Source organism: Nocardia arthritidis, assembly GCF_011801145.1.
GTDB lineage: Bacteria > Actinomycetota > Actinomycetes > Mycobacteriales > Mycobacteriaceae > Nocardia > Nocardia arthritidis_A.
In genome coordinates, this window is the sequence record NZ_CP046172.1 from 901,254 (window position 1) to 918,096 (window position 16,843).

Below are 16,843 nucleotides of genomic sequence, written 5' to 3' on the forward strand. Positions count from 1 at the left end.
CAACCGTTTGACTGAGAAGGTGGCACAAGGCGTGATCGGTACGCGGGCGAAGCTCGATGAATTGGCAAAGATCTTGGAGATCGCCGCGGAACCGGCGGGTGAGGCCGGTGCGGCCAAGCGGGCGAAGAAGGGCATTCCGAGCGTTCGGGAGCGGGTGAACATGCTGCTCGACCCCGGAACGTTCATCGAGACAGGTGCGCTGGCTCGGCAACCCGGTCAATCGGATGCGCTCTACGGCGATGGACTGGTTACCGGTCGCGGGTCGATCGGGGGTCGTCCGGTGGTGGTGATCTCACACGATCAGACCGTGTACGGCGGGTCGGTCGGCGTCACCTCCGCCCAAAAGTTCATGCGGGCACTGCAATTCGCGTTCGACAATGCGTGCCCGGTGGTGACCATCAACGATTCGGGCGGTGCGCGCATCCAGGACGCGGTGGGTTCCATCGCCTCGTTCGGTGACATTTCCCGGGTGCTGGAGAAATTGTCCGGCTACGTGCCGCAGGTGTCGATCATTCTCGGCAAATGCGCCGCAGGTTCGGTGTACGGGCCGATCAACACCGATGTGCTCATCGGTACCAAGGACTCCTACATGTTCGTCACCGGGCCGGAGGTGATCAAGGCCGTCAACGGCGAGGATGTGACCGCCGAGGAGCTCGGCGGCGCCAAGGTACAGGCCGAACGCGGGACGTTGCATCATGTGGCCGATACCGAGGAGGAGGCCTACGCCTGGGCCCGCGATTACCTGAGCTACATGCCGACCAGCTGCCTCGAGCAGCCGCCGATCGTGAATCCCGGCCTGGAACCGGAGATCACGGCGTCCGACCGGGAGCTCGACAGGATCATCCCGGATTCCGATCGCGCCGGTTACGACATGCACGAGATCCTGCTGCGGATCTTCGACGACGGCGGATTTCACGAGATCCGGGCCGCGTTCGCGCCGAATCTGATCACCGGATTCGCCAGGGTCGACGGATATCCGGTCGGTGTCATCGCGAACCAGCCGCTGGTGCTCGGCGGTTCCATCGACGCCGCCTGCTCGGACAAGTCGACCTATTTCATCCGGCTGTGCGACGCGTTCAACATCCCGCTGGTGTTCGTCGCCGACACCCCGGGCGTGCTGCCCGGCCTCGCGGAGGAGGCCAGCGGTGTGATCATCCGCGGCGGCCGTGTCCCGCGCGCGATCATCGAGGCGACGGTGCCGATTATCAACCTGGTGGTGCGCAAGTCCTACGGCGGCGCGTACGGCATGATGGCCGCCCGGCAGGTCGGCGCGGATATCAGTTTCGCGTGGCCCACCGCCCGGATCGCGGTGATCGGCGCGGAAAGCGCGGTCGATCTACTCGGTAAACGCCAGTTGGCGGCGATGCCGGCGGAACAACGCAGCGCGGCACGCGAGTTCATGATCAACCATTACAACGAGACGATCGCCACCCCGTGGGTCGCCGCCGAACGCGGCTACATCGACGCTGTCATCGAACCGTCGCGAACCCGCCTGGAAATACGCCACGCCCTACGCCTGTTGCGCGACAAGCCGACGGCCAAACCGGAATTCAACCCGCGCAAGCATCCGGTGTACCCGATGTGAGGCGCGAAAGGCGCCGAACTTACGGATAGGCGCTCAGAGGTTTCGCGTCAGATAGCGGGCGACCAGTCGTCCGAGCCCCCACAGGACAGCACTGATGCTCAGCAGGATCAGCAGCCAGGTGAGGTATGGATCCGGGCGATGACCGTAGCCGAGCGGATGCGGATCTCCGGACTGCCGACTGTGGGTATCCGGTGCCGCCGGTCGCTCGGCCATGTTCGAAACCTGTACCGGCGCAGGCTGTTCCGGAGTGGTGATGGGGTCGGGAGTGGGCGGGGTCGGCGCGGCGGGCGCGGGGCCGACCGGTGTGGGTGCGGCGCGGGGAATCCTGTGCCCGGCCAGGTCGCGGGCCACCGCGGTGAACCAGTCGGTGACGAACCGGACGGCGGGATCGCCACCGGTGGTGAAGGCCGCGACCGCGTAGGCGCCGTGCCTGCGGACGGTGTCGAGGTATTTCGACCAGATCTCCGGATCGAGCAGTTGGCCGCCCTCGGCGATCACCTGACCCACCGCGTCGAAGATTTCGGTGAGCAACCGATGGGTAGCCGGGCGTGGCAACGGATTATGCGCTGCCGCAAGGATTTTCTGGGCCAGGCAAGCCAGGCCCGCCAGCGGGTCGGTCGCGCCGATGGTCATGACCTCGGCGAGATCGCCCATCGGCAATGCGGTGCCGGTAAGGGCGAGGGTGACCGAATTGAACGCGCTCGCAGCGATTTTCGACAACGCCTGTCGGGCGTCCGGGGTTTCCCTGGGGTCGGAGGCCTCGGCCAGCCGCCTGCTCAACGGCAGGCCGGGAGCCAGTGCGAGGGTGCCGAGGGAATAGCCGAGGACGTCCTGATTCACCACGGCGGTCGCGGTTTTGGCCGCGGTTTCCCGTGCGACCTCGGCGATCGAGGCCAGCGCCGCGAGCGGATCGGCCGGATCCAGCTCGGACTGCCCGGCGATATTGACCAGCATCCGCAACAGCGGCATTCCGGTCGGCGCGTCGCAGGACAGATCGCCGGGGATGCAGAACGACGCCACTCGGCCGGTGAGCGCGCCGAAATCAGTGGCGATATCGCGCTCGGGTCCGATACCGCCACCCGACGCGGTCTCCTGTGCCGCCACCGACAACCCGGACACATTCGCCCCGGTGGTTCCCGGCGCCGGATCCGGGCCGGAACTGTCTGGCGAGCCGGGGAACAGCGGCGCGGCGGGCCCCCGTGTCGGATCGGCCAACAACGCCACTGCGGCCACCCGATCCGCTGGCACCACACCGGCGCCCTGGCCCACCTCTTGGGCGAACATCGAAACGATATGCGCCCCTTGGGAATAACCCACCATGCCGAGTTCGGTCGCCGGACACTGCCGTACCACGTCGGCGGCCATCTCCCGCAACTTGTCCAGCCCGCCGGATATTGATGCCGAATACGGCAACGGCCCACCCGGTACCGCGCCCCCGAATCCCGCCGCATAGGGCACGTAGGCGCGGGCGACCAACGCGTGCCCCATTCCGGTCAACGGTCCCAAAATCGTTGCCAGCAGCCCTGAATCGCTCGTGAGATCGGCATCCGGGGCGGACTGGCCGGTGCCCTGCACCCCGAGCACGTACAGCGGCGGACAACCTTGGTCGGGTATCGCGGACGGGCCCTCCGAATCCGCTCGCGCAGTGCCCGCGCCCATCACGGCAAGCGAAACCACCAACGCCGCACCCGCAGCCCGGCACCGGACCGAAGGCAATAATCTTCCGTACAACATCCCCACCTTGTCGACAGGAAAATCTCACTGTCACAGCACAATTCGGTCGGACTGCGGCTTGCGGGTTCGGGGTGCGACCGGGAAGGCCGGCCTCACCCCGAACCCGGTGTGCTAGGGAGCGAGCAGAACGCGAACCACGTCGAGCAAACCGACGATCAGATGGCCGACTATTCCGAGGATCATATCTCTCCTAAATTCGTGTGAACTGGGCATTTGACGCTTCTCCGCACGGATGTCGAATGGCGCTGTTCCGTGCTACTGGCACATCCTCGGCCAACGCGTAGCTACCAGGAAGGGCTAGTGCCACAACGTCATTCGATACCGCTCGGCATCTGGATGGGTGTCACCGCGAAAGTCGTTCCGGGACACCAGTCCGGATCGGTGTCGGAAACCAGGACATGACCGGGTGGTCCTGCCGGAACCTTGATATCTCTTGTCGCCCAGCCGAAGTCGGAGATCGGTTCCGTCGGCGCACCCGCTGCCATCCGGGTCGTCCGCAGCAACGAAGACATGTCGGTGCCTGTTCTGGCCTGGTTGCGTGCGGAAGACCGGGCGGCAGAGCTGTCGATCGAAGGCGGCAATACGGGCTGGGGTTGTGGACTGATCGGCAATTCTATTCTTTATCCGAGATATGGAGGTTGTGGTAATGGTCGAGAACATATTGGAACCGGGTATTCGTGCGAACCGCAATATCGGGGTATTTCTTCGGGCGTCGATTGTCGTAGCAGGATTGATTGCGGTGATGTTGTCCGCAGTGCCCGCTTATGGTCGGGTCGACGAACAGGACGAGGATGAGAATATTATGAAGATCGCCTACGGCATGGGCATTTGTGAGGGGGTGCACGATGATCGGTGGTACAAAGAGATGGCTGTATGGCTCGACCTGGAACCGTACGAAACCGTGGACAACAAAGGCATTCAAACGGAGGCTCGCAACAGTCTGTACGGTGACGATACCTTCAACAAGAGTACGCGCGAGAAAATGTGCATTAATAATAAAACTTACAACGACAAGGTCAAGGAAAATGCGGCCGATCTCAAGCTGGAACTCAAACCTGGCTGTGAAATAGAAACAAATCTCCAGAAATTCTACGACGAAAAGAAGAACTTGTTGACGTGGATCATGGATGGCGAGAAGCTGAATTGGCCGGAGGCTTCGAGGCCGCAGATGCCCTCCTGCCAGCACTGATGTCACCGGGCAATCCAGCCATTGGGCGGTCGACCATCGGGAGCGGCGGAACGAAATTCCGCTAGCGGACGCTCTTGCTTCGGGTTCCGACGTTTCAATCCCTGGTACGTGCGTTACGCACGAGATCTGGTCGGCCGCAACCGGATCGATCACTGGGCGGCGTCCTGGCGGGCATCGACACCCGCACCCGGCTCGGCGAGACCACCGTCCCGACCAGGGTGATCGCGAGCGGCAGCGATACCGCCTATCCGGCCGAGCGGCTGCGGCCGGTCGCCGCGGCCATCCCGGGCGCGCAGTTCCACGTCATCGCCTACGCACCGCACCTGATCGCGCTGGAAAACGCCACCCAACTGGCCGACTGACTGGAAGAACGACTGTGACTCTCGCTCGGTACCGACCCGGGCCCGGCAGTCGCACTGCTGGTGGCCGTGCTGGCCGGTGGCGTGCTGTTTGTGCCCACCGACCACGGCTATGGCGTGAATCACGAAACTCGTTGTGCCCTCGGCGGGGCACGATATGCATGGGAACAGTACCGACCAGCATCTTCTTGCTGGACGACTGGTCATCGAAGCCGATTTCACCCTGGGTAGCAGCAAGCGCTAGGTGTTCGACTACCGCGCGGGCGGTGGAAAACCGGGCCGGGTCACCGGTTTCGGCGAGAATCGCCGCAGCACCGACCGCGGACAACCCGACGATCGAGGTGACCAGATCGGTCGATCGGAGTTCGTCGAGTACCGCGATCATGCGGGTCTCGGTGTCGGCCACACGCCGCTGGGTCTCGGACCAGTCCTCGAGCAGCAGGTGCACACGTTCGAGCGCGCCGCGCCGGTGCGCGAGTACCCCGACCGAATCATCAAGTGCAGCAAACAGATTCCGGACAATCCGCAGCGCCGGTTTCTGCCCGCCTGCTCGCACGACCTCCCGGCGAACGATCTGTTCGAGCCGGGTCAGGCCGAGGCGGCGGGTGCGCGCCAGGTCCCCGGTGTCGCGGTCGCAGATTATCCGCAGCGCCGCCACCCAGGTCTGGGACTTGAACGGTTGGCGGGCGGCCTCCAGCGCGGCCGGCCACACACATTCCAGCAACACCCCCTGCCGTCGACGACCTACCAGATCCTGGACGCGAACTCGGCCACGGTGAACGCTACTGACCAATCGAGCCAGCAGGTCACGGTCGCGCCACCAGGTCCCTTCGCCGATGAACGGTTATGGCGACTCTCCTCCAGTAGGCGTGGCTACACCATCTCAACCTTCTCGAACTCGGGCACGTACGCAGGTGCGCTAACCACCAAGGAGGGTTCGGTAGTCAGCCTCGATGACCAGCCGTTCGAGTGGCTCATAGAACAGGCAGGACAGGGCGTCTTCAAAATCAGCGTTCCCGACCGGGACCTGGCCTGGACTGAGGCAGCCATCTGGGGACAGAAGGTCGTAACACTGTCGCCCTACAAATCCGGCTCACCCACTCAACTGTGGAGAATAGAGCGCTTCCCTGGAGAATAAAGCCCTCAACGGTGTCGTAGCCATTCGTTGATGGCAGCGAGGTGTCACAAGTCGCGAACTCCGGGGACGCAGACCCTCGCCGCCCAGGCAGGCTGACAATAGTCGAGTGAAGTTACCGCAAATGCCGCCGGGCGGGCGTCCGGGAACACGGCATCCACCAACAAGTCGAGCGGTAACCCGTTCCACTTGTGCACAGCTGTCGGTGGTCACGTGACTGGCAACGTGGTGGTCCCTCGACGGGGTTCTGGCGCAAACAGTGTGAGGCTTAGGACCGATAGTGGGGTCCGATGGTAGATCAGTGTCTGGCGAGTAGATGGAACGCTGCGCGGATTATCTTCTGTCCCTTGGCCAGAGTCATCCATTTGTCGGGTGCGGTGGTGGGGTCCGACACCATGAGACTGACGACAAAGGTTCGGTCACCGGTGTCGCGGGCCAGGTAGTGCTGGGTTACCACGCCTGGTTCGTCGCCGGGCTTGTACCACACCGTCGGGAACTGGGAGCTGTCCAGGTTCAGCCCGTCATCGTTGAGCGAGAGGGCATGGTCGATTTCGGGCTGCGCGAGCCGCTGCAGGCCCGCGAAGGCGCGGCAGACGTCGGTCGGAGAGGCGAAATACTCGATCTCATCGATATGGGATGGTCGAGTCCAGGTGTCGGCGCCCAGTTCGGGTAGCGGGAGCCGTTCCAGCTCGGCGATCGCGGCGGCTCGCGCCTGCGTAGGCACAGTGAGGTACTGTTCCGCCCGGGACGCGCCCGGCGTGCCTTTGAGCTGGAAGAACGCTCGAGTAGTGAGCAGCGGGATATTCACTTCGGGCCGGTGATGCCCGAGCAAGGCCAGTTGCTGGTGTACCGCGTCACGGCCGACTCGGTGAATCAGGTGGTCCGTCGCGGTGTTGTCGCTGATCGCCGTCATATGGTCGGCAAATTCCGCCAGGCTCAACTTCGAGCCGGCCGGACGATCCTGCAACGTACCCGATGGCAGACTCTTCCAGTCCTCGCGGATCTCGAGCTGTTCGTGCCAGTCGGCCCGTTTGTCGGCGACGGCCTGCCCGAGGGCCGCAAGGACATACAGCTTGAACGTCGATCCGACCGGACGCAGGGTGCTGGCATCGACATCGTGCACGATGTCGCACTGCCCGTTGGCGCCGATCTCTGCGGCGGCAAAAGACACGCGGGTGCCCAATTCCGCCAAGAGTGGATCGATTTCGGCCCATGATGTCACCGAATCGACCGGGGTCATCTGTATGTCGTCGATCAATCCGGCCGCATCGACACACACTCTGACGAAGTATTCGGTGCCGTTGCCTCGCACCGACGCTTGAACCCGACCCGGCCGTGCCGCGCGGATCCGGCCGACATCGAGTTGCCCATACTGCGCCAGCACCGCGTTGATCGTCTCGAACCCGCCCACCGCTGTCAGCAATGGCTGCGCCAGATGCTCCCGAATTTCCTTTTCCGACACCGGGGTTCGTGTCGCCGCTTCGGCCAGCCACTTCAACTGAACAGCCGCATCCGAGACCTTGGGATCGGTCACCGCTTCCCCGACCAATGCACCACCCCGTATCTCCGCCACCGTGCCAACCCGGCGACAACCGAACCGAACTCGATCAAATCGTAACCGCATCGGCCCGACCACAACCATCCGATCCGAACCAAGACGTCGTGCACTGGCCGGTTGGGTACAAGCCTTGCCACACCGATAGAGCGGCCTGTGGTTTGCGTTGTCGCATCGAGTGTTACGGCGTTGGGTAGACGTGGTTGATCAGCAAGACGGTGAGGTCGGCGGTGTGGTCGATGAGTTCGTCGCGGGTCATGGGTAGTCCGCCGGCGAGCCAGGTGGTGATGGTCTCCATCATCGCGCCGAAGAGGCTGACGCCGGCGAAGCGCAGGCGGCCAGCGGCCGCGAGGGTGCGTCCGGGGCCGAACAGGTCGACCAAATTCTGATTCGCCAGACCGAGGAAGAAGTCCATGACTTCCCGGCGGCGTTGGGCGACAACGGGATTGGCGGGGGCCTCGAGGAGGGCGATGCGGGCTCGCCGCGGGTCGTCGGTCAGATATTCGATCATGGCTGCGATGGCCGCCCGGGTCAGGGTGGGGATGTCGGCGGTGCCTGTGTGGATCGTCGCGGTGGTGATCACCTCGGCCATCTCGGTCATGATTTGGTCGATGAGTGCGGAGAACAGGGCTTCGCGGCTGTCGAAATTCTCGGCGAAGTAGCGGTCGTTGAGTCCGGCGGCTTTGCACAATCCGATGACGGTCATGGCCGAGAAGCCCTGGGTACCGATGATCTCGCGGGCGGCGTCGAGCAGCGCGGCCCGGCGTTGTTCGCGGCGCTGGTCCGCGGAGACGCCGCCGTAGGCTCGCCGAGCTGACATTCGGCCATTCTGGCCGAGGGTGGTCTCGGATTTCAAAGCGGCGGTCTCCTTCGCGGTTACGCGGCGTGGTCCACGCCGGAGGTGACCCCGCCGATGCGGGTATCGGTCTCGGTGCCGACGAGCGTGCGCATGAACGCGTGTTGACGGCGCAGCCCGGCGCGGGCTTGCCGGTCTCGTCCGCCCGGGACCGCGAGGGCAAGGCCGGAGCGCAGCAGGTTCACCGGGATACGCAGCGCGGGATACCACGGCGGAATGTAGGCGGGCAGCCCGAGTTGGCGCATGCGGGTGCGTCCGGTGTAGGCGGTGGTGATCGAAAGGTGTTGTGCCCAGGCGATTCTGCGGCGGACCGGCGCGAAATTCGGGTAGTGCCAGTGCAGCGGGTCCTCGGCCATGGGCCGGGCCAGCAGGCGACTGGTTTCGTCGGGGACGCTCAGCGCGGTGAGGTAGTGGTAAAGCTTGACGGTCGCATCACGGAAATCATGGGGCAGGTGCGCCTCCTCGATACCCATCAACCAGCCCGCGTAGCGCGCGACATGCGCGACAGCGTCGAGTTCTCGCGGCGTGAAAACCTTCCCCATGAGCAGCCCGACAACAACTGGGGCGTGCAGTGCGCCGAGCATGGTCGCGCCCATATCGCTCTGGTTGATCGGAACTCCCCATTCCTCGGGCCGCCACTCGGGTGAGCGCTCGAGGTGGCGGCGGACGAAGGTGTGGATGAGGCGTACGTGCAGGGTGGACCGGTATCCGAGGCCGCCGCGTTGGAGCCCGCCGTCGCCGATCACGTCCAGCGCCCACTTCATAGTCTCGGCGAAACGCTGCCCGCCGCCGGTGGCTCCGGCCTTGCCCGATTTGGTGAGTACCAGCGTCCGATTGATGCCCGAGGCGACGAATCCGCCGAGAAACGAGACATCGCGTGCGAGATAGATGCCTTCGACGCCCGTGCTCTGGAAGGTTCTCTGGCCCAGTCGAATCTGTTCCCAATCAACCCACTTCGGCGCTGTCTCAACACCTTCGAAGAAGGCGCGCAGCTGCTCGGGCGCGTTCGGGATGCTGTCGATGCCGTCGTTGAGGGCACGCTCGAACAGGGGCCGCGCGGTACCCATTCCGGCCTGATACATCCAGTTGACCAGGGCGTCCATCGGCTCGTCGCTGCGAGTGAGCGCCTCCCCGATCTCCTGCCACTGCTCGTCGGTCGCGGGTTTGATGCCGAGCAGCTTCACCAGCGGGCCGAGAACGGGGACGGTGACCGGCTCGTCCGGGTGACGGGCGGGCAGGGCGGGATTCGGGGTGCGCGACATCGAGCATCTCCTGTGATCAATTCTGGTGTTTTGCTCCACCAGATATTCTGGTGTTAGTGTCCACCAAAATCGCTGTGATGGCAAGCATGCATTCTGACCTGGCCGGAACCGGCCGAACATCGACCGAGGGGTTCTCATGACCACCGACCCACTGCCCCGCATCGCCGACCGGATCTGGCACGACGTATTCCTGCCCGAGGACGTCGCCCATGTGCGCGAGATGGCCCGCGCCGCGGTGGCCGCCCACCTCGCGCCCGTCGCCCGTGAGATCGCCCAGCGTGAGGAATCGGTGGAGGCGTTCCCGTGGAGCGCGTTCAAGGGATTGGCCGGGGCGGGGTGTTTCGCGGTGCCGTTCGAGGCTCCGTTCGGTGCGGGCCTGACCCATCTCATGCTGGGCACCTGCATCGTCACCGAAGAGATCGCCTACGAAAGCTCCAGCCTGGCAGGGGTTTACGACGGACAATGCATCCTCAACGCGCGGGCGTTGTCCTTCGCGCAACCGCACATCCGCGAACAGGTGCTCCCCGGATTGATCTCCGGCGACCTGGTTTTCGCCTTCGCCACCACCGAACCCGACGCCTCCAGCGACCTCACCCCCACCGCTCTGAAAACCGTCGCCGCCCGCACCGCCGACAGGTTCGTGATCAACGGCCGCAAACGCTGGATCACCAATTCCGTTGTCGCCGACTGGGTGTGCGTACTGTGCCGCGACGGCGACAGCGAGAACGCAACCATGCTGCTGGTCGACATGCGCTCACCCGGTGTGAGTGTCGGTGCGCCCGACCTGAAAATGGGCCACCGCGGCCAGATCACCGCCGACATCGTTTTCGACAACGTCACCGTGCCCGCCGACCACGCCCTCGGCGAACCCGGTCGCGGTCTGGCGAGCGCGCTGGCCTCACTGGCCGCCGGGCGAGTCGGCATCGCCGCGGCCGGAGTCGGCGTCGCACAGGCCGCCCTCGACCTGGCGGTGCAACGCCTGCGCAGCCGACAACTGTTCGGCCGCAAGCTCGGTGAGATGCAGTACTGGCAGTACAAACTCGCCGAACACGCCACCGCCCTCGAGGCCGCCCGCGCCATGTACCAGAAGGCCGCCGTCCGCCTCGACCGTGGCGACCGCTCCGGCGAACCCGAAGCCTCCATGGCCAAGTCCTACGCCACCCGCCTGGCCAACGACCTCGCCCGCGACGCCCTGCAGATCCACGGCGGCTACGGCTTCGCCCGCCAGATCGCCGCCACCGGTGAAACCTACCGCCTCGAGGAGATCTACCGCGACGCCAAAATCCTCGAGATCTTCGAAGGCGCCAACGAAGTACTCCAATGGGTGATCGCCCGCCAGGTCATAGGCCGCGACATCACCGGCTGAACCATCGACCACTGACCAGAACACCCCGCCACGCAGGTGTTTCCCCACCCGACGATTAACACACGGATCATCTCCACCGTCAGTCGCTTCCCACTCATGGGAGTCAACCGCACGCACCAGCCGCTTACAAGTCTGTTCGGACCGGCTACTGGACACCCTCCAAAAGATGCTCTGAGCTGGGGTGCTAGCTGACAGCAACCCCCTAGGATGCGAACCTGCGACACGCGACCTGCGGTTTCTTGGTCGCGTAGATCTGCCTGGGAATCGGAACCGTTGCCTGACCTGGGCGAATGATGGTTCCGAGAAGCGCCCTCGGCAGGATTCGAACCTGCGACACCGGCTGTCGCAGTGCCGGATCGGCGTAAGGCCGGGTAGATGGCCATGTCTGGTCGGCCCGTTGCAGGCCGATTCTCCACTTACTCTCCACTTTGATCTGCCTTTCGGTCCCGTGATTGATGGCTTTGCCGAACTGCTCGGTCGAGCGCTGAGGCGTTCTCGGGGTGAGCTTTGAACCGCTTCATGTACTTGTCCTGGCTCATCGAAGGCTTGAGGTGGCCGCCCTGGTCGGCGACCTTTCGAGGTGTAAGCCCAGCGTTGTCCAGCTCGGTGAACACCCATCGGCGGAAGGCGGTCGTGGTGACCCACTCCAGGCCGAGCGCGGCTCGAACCCGTCGCACCTGCCTGTTGAGGTTGTCCGGATCGCGCAGGGTGCCTGTAGCAGACGGAAAGGTCACGCCGTGCTTGTTGGGATTCTTTTTGTTGCGGGCGAGGCGTTCACGAAGCATAGGAATGGCGTAGCCTGGCAAGGCCAGTTCGCGATTGCGGTTCTTCGGATCGTTCTCGTAGCTCACACGGACGAGCCCCTTGCCCGGAATCCGCGTGACCTTACCGTCGATGAGTACGACTTTTCTGTCGAGGTCTATTCCGGTGTCCTTAATGCCGAGAAGTTCCGACTCGCGTAAGCCGGTTGCCGCGAACATGGTGATGGGGTCGGCAAGATCAGCGGACTGACAGTACTCGGCGACGGTGGGGGCCTTGTATCTCGACACCTTCGGTACTCCGCCTTTATCGAGCTCCGGGCATGGAAGGTCAGATTCACAGACATCTATGAGTAATTGAGTTACCTCATCTGCCTCGAACTGCCGTGGCTTCTCCTTCTTCGCCCCGGCGATTGGGCTGGTCTCGCGTACGGGGTTGACCTTTCCGAAACCGTCGACGAATCGGCAGGCCAGCCCGAACATGCCGCTGAGCACGGTTCGGGTTGTGATCGCGTTGGCAATACCGTGTTTCGTCTGGACTGTGTCCAGGAACGTCTCGAGGCGAGGCGTGCTATTGGCTTCGTTCAGCGTGAGGCCGCCGAGCCCGTCCAAGATAAACTTGGACACGTCCGTATAGCGCGAGATCGTGTCTGGCGCCTTACCATCCTTCTCGAGTTTCTTGAGGTACTTCTCCCACAGTTTTCGTACGGTCGAGTCCAAACTGAGTTCCGCACCAACGCTTCGGACGCGGTTCTCTAGGTGATCCAGGAGTTCCTGCTCGGCAGCTGCGCCGTATTTGTCGCGAACTCCTTCAGGTGAATACTTTCGAGCCCGTCTACGCTCCCCGTCGTGATCGCGGATGTAGCATTCTGCGTACCAGTAATTGGTTTCGACCTGTTTGCGGTTGATATGTCCCCATTTGCCGACTTTTCTGCGCGGTCTCGGCATACCAAGGCCCTCCCCTCGCAAACTTATCGCTACCGATCTCCGGGGCGAGTCAACCTTCGAGCCCAGGGAGATACAAGATCGAAAAAGTAGCTGTGCGATAGCTATCGCTCGTTGGGGTTCGGTTTCCGATGTTGGAGGTTGGCGTGGTAATCGCGACCGTGAGCCGGAGCATCGTCGGCGCGGAAGAACTGGCCGATGGCGAGACGCTTTCCGCGGCATCCTCGATATGGCGAAAGAACAATTCGGGTCGGCGTGTAACCCATCTCGTGGTTGAGCGCGCGCACGACGCCTTCGTCGGGTGCGACTGCCGTCGCCAGTCGGGCACGATCCTCGGGAGGGAAGATCTCGTCCGGCGCGTGGTTCCAGTCGATCCACGGCGGGGGATCGGTGAGCCAGGTTACGACCGTGCCATCCGCAATGTGAACAACGCCGAGATAGGTGCCCGCCGTCCGGTGGTATTCGCGGAAAGCTTCCTGCTCCAGAGTCGGATGGAGCGGCCGGGCCGCGTCGGACGTTAGATCTTCCAGCAGCGCCCAAGCGCCAATCGCTTCGTGGTCGTGTCGCGCGCGAATGGTTGCCTGCCAGAGCATTTCGTGACCATCGGCGTGCTGAACGGTGCCGGTGCTCTGGAGGCGGCCGTGTGGATGCGGGTTGTAGAGAAGGTTGAAGACGGCTTCATGGTGGTCGAACCGTGTGGTGCTGCGCCAAAACATAGCGAGCGGCAGCTCTGGAGTGAACTTCTCGTCAGGTGTACCGCTCATTCGCGTGCAGTCGGCGGTCAGGTGCACGAGCTTGTTCGGTAGATCCCATGTCACGCCGGTGACCCGGTGGGGTTCTGGTGGATCCTCATCGACAGGACCGAGCCAGAACTGAACTCCGTGCACCCGATTCTGTGGACCCATGACCGGGAGCGTGTGCAGCACCCACTTGTTCTTCCCTTGACCGAACAGCGCGTTGGTCGGCTCACCGCGGTCGCGAGTGGCCACGATGTGGCGACTGACCGAGTCGGGCGTGATCGCGGTTCCCATCCGCGCCGCGTTGATCGCGCGCTGGAGGAACCGTTCGAGGACCACGAAGTCGCGACCGACACCGCCGTGTGAGACGACGGTAGGGTCGACGGCTGGATCGAGTGTCTCGACCACCGTCCAAGGTGTCCGCGCTGCCTTGACCTTGCGAGTGATGCACATCGTTGGACCTCCCTCGACATCAGATAGCGTCGGTCGTGACGCTGTGCGACTGACGTGTCGGCGGAGTCCAAGTCGCGCCACGCGAAGCCCAGCGGGCGGTTCGCATGATCGCCGAGATCGGCCGATTGATGGCCGGAATGGCGGGTGGCTGTGGCTGACATGGTTCCTCGCGGCGGTCGCTCCAACTCGGACGGGGAGGAAGCAGTAGCTCGTCTCCGCATCGAGGTGGAATTAGCGTCACGGCCAGGGGAATCAGCCACCCAGCACATACGCAGTGAACCACAATGTGATCTTCGTCGCAACCCAGTAAGAGATGGAAGCTATTACTGAGTGGGTTAATGGCGCAGGTCACACTTCGACATGAGAGGCTGAATGTATGGGTTCAAGATCACCTATCGCGATTGAAGAACTTCCTCACGCGCCGGGAAGGCTGCCGCTGCTAGGTGATCTCACGAGCGTCGACCGCAAGCGGCCCACCCAGCATGAGCTGCACCTTGCTCACGATCTGGGGCTCGGTCCCATTTTTCAGCGCAAGATATTCAGGTCGCGGCTGGTGATCGTGTCCGGAGCTCGCCTCGCGGCGCAGTGTCTGGACGAAGCGCATTGGGCTCGCGCCCTGGTCGGACCGGGTGCCAGCTTGCGGCGCGTGACCGCGCATGGTCTTTTTACCGCGCGTAGCAGTGACCCCCTCTGGGGACGGGCCCGTCGCATCCTTGGACCTGGATTCAGCCAAGCCGCGATGAGGGCGTATCACCACGCGATGCAGACCGTTGCTGATGACCTGATCATCGAGTGGACCGCCGAGCGAGGGCCGATCGACACGCATTCCGCGATGACGCGGGCGACGCTCGAAGTCATCGGTCGTGCGGGATTCTCGCGTGACTTGGGCTTGTTCAAAAGCGGTCCGGGTAGTAGCGAATCGCGGATGTTCGTCAACGCCCTCGCGGCAACGCTGCAATGGGCGTCCGAAGCGACCAACGACCTGCCAGTAATCGGTGGAGTCCGTAATCGGTTGCGCGAGAGCAATGTCCGGCGTGATATCCAAACGCTGCACCGGTATGTCGATGCGATGATCGCCGAGCGGAAAGCGCGGCCCACCGACGACGATGACCTGCTCAACCTCATGCTCACCACCGCCGACCCGGACACCGGTGAACAACTTCCCGCCGAAAACATCCGTGATCAGGTGCTCACCTTCCTCGTTGCTGGACATGAAACCACCGCCGCGCTCCTCGAAGTGGCGCTGCACTATCTGGCTACCGACAGTCATTTGCAAGCTGAGTTACGCGAGGAGATCCAGCGCCGCAGTGGAACCGACTACGAGGCGGTCGCCGGAATGCGCCTGATTCGGCAGGTCATCAACGAATGCCTGCGGCTGTGGCCACCGGTTCCAGGCTTCTTCCGACTTGCGCGGACTGATCAAGACCTCGGCGGCTACCGGATCCCCGCCGGCCGAGCGGTATTCGTTCTCGCCTTGGCGGCTCAGCGCGACACCGAGGTCTGGGGCCCCAAAGCAGTCGAGTTCGACCCGCATCGATTCGACCCGCCTCGGTTGCGCGAGTACCCGGATCGTTTCCTGCAACCGTGGGGCACCGGCCCTCGGGCCTGCATCGGCCGAGCGTTCGCCACCCATGAGGCCACGTTGCTGCTCGCACGGATTCTCGATGAGTTCGTGCTGAGCAGCGCCGACGGTCCAATGGTGATGCAGGAGCGTGGGACATTGCGGCCCAAGCCTTTTCAGCTGAGTGCGATTCGACGGACGTAGGTGAAATCCGAGATATTGGAGGAGGTAGGACGCGATGACTTGGTTCCTTATCGAAGCACTGGCGCCCATCACCGAACCCATGACGATCATCGCGAAAGACGGTCAACCTCGTGAGTGGAGCAGTATCAAGCGGCTCGACCGCGACGAAGGCGTGGACCTCATCGACACGCTCGATTGGGTCCGTCGAAGTGGTTCTCATATCCAGCAAGTAGCGCGTGGGCGCACAGGCCAACGCCGAGTCGAAGCCGTGCCGATCATCGGTCCCGACGACGACGTCTATGGCATCCATCTATGGATCGGTGAACCGCACCAGGCAACGCCGCTAACCCGGCCTGCCGCCGGAATCTCTTGGTCGCTCGGTGAGCTCCAGATCAACCAGCGCCTCGAATCCTGGATGATGAGCACCGACGACGCCGACGGATTCAAACGAGTCCGCTCACCGGGGGAGTTCTTCCGGAAGGTCGTGCGATTCGACCACGTCTCCGAACTAATTCAGCTCGCAACGAATCCGAAGCCCGACGCAATGTTTGCCACCACCATCACCGTCCTACACGACCGCGGCCATCTGATGAACTGGCAAATAGTCGGCCGTGGGCGCGCCGATGAACGCCACACCGGCATGCGCGGACTGACGCACGACATCACCGACGTCGCACCGGCAGCGATCGGCCCGCTCGAAACCCTCGGCTTGGCCACCGAGCCGGGGGAGGACGCGCCCGCAGCTGCCCTGCTCGCGTTCCCACCGACATCGCCAACTCCGGTGATAGCTAATTGGATTGGCAAAGTCCCCGCCTGGATCGACTGGCAGCGTGAAGGCGACACTGAACTCATCCACCACGATGACTGGGCCGGTTTGTGTCGGACCACAGTCATGCTCGAAGCTGGGCTGCCGGATGGTGAAGCTGTTACGTCGGCGCGAATCCGAGCCCACACGGCCTCCGGTTGGCAGCCAGTCACGATCACTTCTCGCCGATACCCAGGCGAAGTCGGCAGTCGTCTCCACATCATTCGAATCACCAAGGCCGACTAGCGATTTCGCTACTGAGACTCAATCTGTGATGTTGTCATGGTGAGCCCGGAGCGAGGCCGGTTTCGGTGACAGCCATCGATCAAGGTGGCGGGGTATTGGATGCGGCGCAGACCG

The 16,843-nt window shown here is 63.5% G+C and carries 15 protein-coding genes; 7 read left to right on the top strand and 8 right to left on the bottom strand.

Features of this window, described 5'->3' with window-relative positions; all coding sequences use genetic code 11:
* Positions 1-31 precede the first annotated feature (31 nt).
* Positions 32-1,585: an acyl-CoA carboxylase subunit beta gene (locus F5544_RS04275; RefSeq protein WP_167471959.1), complete on the top strand. Its 1,554-nt coding sequence runs from the start codon at positions 32-34 to the stop codon at positions 1,583-1,585.
* 33 nt (positions 1,586-1,618) lie between these two features.
* Here the strand turns inward: F5544_RS04275 and F5544_RS04280 are convergent, their stop codons facing one another.
* Both F5544_RS04280 and F5544_RS04285 read right to left on the bottom strand, forming a co-directional pair.
* Positions 1,619-3,262, bottom strand: coding sequence for a cutinase family protein (locus tag F5544_RS04280; RefSeq protein WP_167471960.1), 1,644 nt, complete (start codon positions 3,260-3,262; stop codon positions 1,619-1,621).
* 368 nt (positions 3,263-3,630) lie between these two features.
* Positions 3,631-3,831, bottom strand: coding sequence for a hypothetical protein (locus F5544_RS04285; protein WP_167471961.1), 201 nt, complete (start codon positions 3,829-3,831; stop codon positions 3,631-3,633).
* Between the two features lie 134 nt (positions 3,832-3,965).
* Between F5544_RS04285 and F5544_RS04290 the strand changes: the two genes are divergently transcribed.
* Together F5544_RS04290 and F5544_RS04295 are read left to right on the top strand one after the other, a co-directional pair.
* The gene (locus tag F5544_RS04290) at positions 3,966-4,508 is read left to right on the top strand and encodes a hypothetical protein (protein ID WP_167471962.1); all 543 of its coding nucleotides are present in this window, start codon (positions 3,966-3,968) and stop codon (positions 4,506-4,508) included.
* Positions 4,509-4,582: 74 nt separating this feature from the next.
* A complete protein-coding gene (locus F5544_RS04295; RefSeq protein ID WP_167471963.1) occupies positions 4,583-4,870 on the top strand; it encodes a hypothetical protein in 288 nt (95 codons plus the stop codon).
* On the opposite strand, the gene F5544_RS47410 is transcribed toward F5544_RS04295, so the two are convergent.
* The gene (locus F5544_RS47410; RefSeq protein ID WP_428847162.1) at positions 4,812-5,195 is read right to left on the bottom strand and encodes a hypothetical protein; all 384 of its coding nucleotides are present in this window, start codon (positions 5,193-5,195) and stop codon (positions 4,812-4,814) included. The two genes, F5544_RS04295 and F5544_RS47410, sit on opposite strands and share 59 nt — an antisense overlap.
* On the opposite strand from F5544_RS47410, the gene F5544_RS04305 reads away from it, so the two are divergent.
* Positions 5,112-6,005, top strand: coding sequence for an RICIN domain-containing protein (locus tag F5544_RS04305; RefSeq protein ID WP_238847081.1), 894 nt, complete (start codon positions 5,112-5,114; stop codon positions 6,003-6,005). The genes F5544_RS47410 and F5544_RS04305 overlap by 84 nt on opposite strands.
* A 295-nt stretch (positions 6,006-6,300) precedes the next feature.
* Here the strand turns inward: F5544_RS04305 and F5544_RS04310 are convergent, their stop codons facing one another.
* From F5544_RS04310 to F5544_RS04320, 3 genes are all read right to left on the bottom strand, one after another.
* A complete protein-coding gene (locus tag F5544_RS04310) occupies positions 6,301-7,536 on the bottom strand; it encodes a serine hydrolase (protein WP_167471966.1) in 1,236 nt (411 codons plus the stop codon).
* 202 nt (positions 7,537-7,738) lie between these two features.
* Complete coding sequence (locus tag F5544_RS04315; protein WP_167471967.1) at positions 7,739-8,377, bottom strand: TetR/AcrR family transcriptional regulator; 639 nt, start codon at positions 8,375-8,377, stop codon at positions 7,739-7,741.
* A gap of 56 nt (positions 8,378-8,433) precedes the next feature.
* Positions 8,434-9,675, bottom strand: a complete 1,242-nt coding sequence (locus tag F5544_RS04320; RefSeq protein ID WP_167471968.1) for an oxygenase MpaB family protein — start codon at positions 9,673-9,675, stop codon at positions 8,434-8,436.
* A 136-nt stretch (positions 9,676-9,811) separates the two neighbouring features.
* Here F5544_RS04320 and F5544_RS04325 point away from each other — a divergent pair, with 136 nt between their 5' ends.
* Complete coding sequence (locus F5544_RS04325; RefSeq protein ID WP_167471969.1) at positions 9,812-11,041, top strand: acyl-CoA dehydrogenase family protein; 1,230 nt, start codon at positions 9,812-9,814, stop codon at positions 11,039-11,041.
* Positions 11,042-11,457: 416 nt separating this feature from the next.
* Here the strand turns inward: F5544_RS04325 and F5544_RS04330 are convergent, their stop codons facing one another.
* Positions 11,458-12,747, bottom strand: coding sequence for a site-specific integrase (locus tag F5544_RS04330; protein WP_167471970.1), 1,290 nt, complete (start codon positions 12,745-12,747; stop codon positions 11,458-11,460).
* A 101-nt stretch (positions 12,748-12,848) separates the two neighbouring features.
* Positions 12,849-13,934, bottom strand: coding sequence for a GAF domain-containing protein (locus F5544_RS04335; RefSeq protein ID WP_167471971.1), 1,086 nt, complete (start codon positions 13,932-13,934; stop codon positions 12,849-12,851).
* A gap of 376 nt (positions 13,935-14,310) precedes the next feature.
* On the opposite strand from F5544_RS04335, the gene F5544_RS04340 reads away from it, so the two are divergent.
* Together F5544_RS04340 and F5544_RS04345 are read left to right on the top strand one after the other, a co-directional pair.
* Positions 14,311-15,699, top strand: coding sequence for a cytochrome P450 (locus F5544_RS04340; RefSeq protein ID WP_167471972.1), 1,389 nt, complete (start codon positions 14,311-14,313; stop codon positions 15,697-15,699).
* Between the two features lie 34 nt (positions 15,700-15,733).
* Positions 15,734-16,729, top strand: coding sequence for a GAF domain-containing protein (locus tag F5544_RS04345; protein ID WP_167471973.1), 996 nt, complete (start codon positions 15,734-15,736; stop codon positions 16,727-16,729).
* Positions 16,730-16,843 lie beyond the last annotated feature (114 nt).

Bases quoted from the DNA above. Each gene is read 5' to 3' on its own strand.
- F5544_RS04285 (WP_167471961.1), bottom strand. From the start codon at position 3,831: ATGTCTTCGTTGCTGCGGACGACCCGGATGGCAGCGGGTGCGCCGACG.
- F5544_RS04290 (WP_167471962.1), top strand. From the start codon at position 3,966: ATGGTCGAGAACATATTGGAACCGGGTATTCGTGCGAACCGCAATATC.
- F5544_RS04315 (WP_167471967.1), bottom strand. From the start codon at position 8,377: ATGTCAGCTCGGCGAGCCTACGGCGGCGTCTCCGCGGACCAGCGCCGC.
- F5544_RS04320 (WP_167471968.1), bottom strand. From the start codon at position 9,675: ATGTCGCGCACCCCGAATCCCGCCCTGCCCGCCCGTCACCCGGACGAG.
- F5544_RS04325 (WP_167471969.1), top strand. From the start codon at position 9,812: ATGACCACCGACCCACTGCCCCGCATCGCCGACCGGATCTGGCACGAC.
- F5544_RS04330 (WP_167471970.1), bottom strand. From the start codon at position 12,747: ATGCCGAGACCGCGCAGAAAAGTCGGCAAATGGGGACATATCAACCGC.
- F5544_RS04335 (WP_167471971.1), bottom strand. From the start codon at position 13,934: ATGTGCATCACTCGCAAGGTCAAGGCAGCGCGGACACCTTGGACGGTG.
- F5544_RS04340 (WP_167471972.1), top strand. From the start codon at position 14,311: ATGGGTTCAAGATCACCTATCGCGATTGAAGAACTTCCTCACGCGCCG.
- F5544_RS04345 (WP_167471973.1), top strand. From the start codon at position 15,734: ATGACTTGGTTCCTTATCGAAGCACTGGCGCCCATCACCGAACCCATG.